Here is a 1214-nt window from a genome sequence, read left to right on the forward strand (position 1 = left end):
CGCGGAATCCATCGGTCTAAGCAACGCTGACCCGCAAGGAGCGTTGTGGTGCGTAGAGCGATCCCGTACGAGACACGTGAAGAGCTACTGGAGCTGGTGTGCGCGGGCATGCCGCTGGCGAGATCGGCCGGGCTCCTCGGCGTGTGCAGGCCGACTGCTGAGCGGTGGTGGCGTGAGTCTGGCGTGATGGATCTGAGTCCTCAGACGGGAGCGTGTGGTGGGCTGCCCGGGTCGGTGCCGCTTTCGAAGCCTGGGAGCGGCACTGAGAGGCGCGCGCTGACTGGCGAGGACCGTGCTGTGATCGCCGCCGGGCTGCGTGCCCGCTGGTCCTACAGGCAGATCGGGCAGGCGATCGGCCGGGACAAGTCGGTGGTCTGCCGAGAGGTCGCCCGTAACCGCGGGCCGGACGGTTCTTACGTGGGCGCGGTCGCGCATCGTGCCGCACACGAGCGGCGACGGCGGCCCAAGGGGTTCAAACTCGTGGACAACCCGGGTCTGTGCCGCCGGATCGAGGAGTGGATGGACCAGGGCTGGTCGCCGAAGCTGATCGCGCTGGTGCTCGCTGCCGACCATCCGCGCGGGAGCATGGGGCGTGTGGCGGCAGAGACGATCTACCAGGCGCTGTACGTGCAGACCCGCGGCAAGTTGCGCGCCGACCTGCATAAACAGCTCAGCCTGAAGCGCTCGGTACGCAAGCACCGCGGCGGTGAGCACCGCGGCGGCAAGCCCGGCGGGTCTGCCTACGTCAACGCGTTCAAGATCAGCGAGCGTCCTGCTGAGGCCGAGGACCGCGCGGTGCCCGGGCACTGGGAGGGCGACCTGATCCTCGGCACCGCCTGCGGGTCCGCGGTGGGCACCCTGGTGGAACGCTCGACCCGGTTCACGATCCTGCTCCACCTGCCCGGACGCCATGACGCGGAGTCCGTCGCGGAGGCGATGATCCGGGAGATGAGCCGGCTGCCCGAGCATCTGCGGCGCTCGATCACCTGGGACCGGGGCAGCGAGTTGGCTGCCTACGAACGCATCCAGCTCGAGCTCGGCACCCCGGTCTACTTCTGCGACCCACACTCGCCTTGGCAGCGCGGCACGAACGAGAACACCAACCGGTTGTTGCGGTTCTGGCTGGAGAAAGGCACTGACCTGTCCGTGCACACCGCCGAGGACCTCCAGCGGATCGCCGACACCCTGAACCAGAGGCCACGCCCTACCCTGGA

The 1214-nt window shown here is 68.7% G+C and carries 1 protein-coding gene; it reads left to right on the top strand.

Features of this window, described 5'->3' with window-relative positions:
• Positions 1–108: 108 nt before the first annotated feature.
• The coding region (locus ACYVJ3_RS16610; RefSeq protein WP_460854191.1) for an IS30 family transposase at positions 109–1214 on the top strand (1106 nt) is incomplete at its 3' end.

Source organism: Nocardioides montaniterrae (assembly GCF_054782655.1).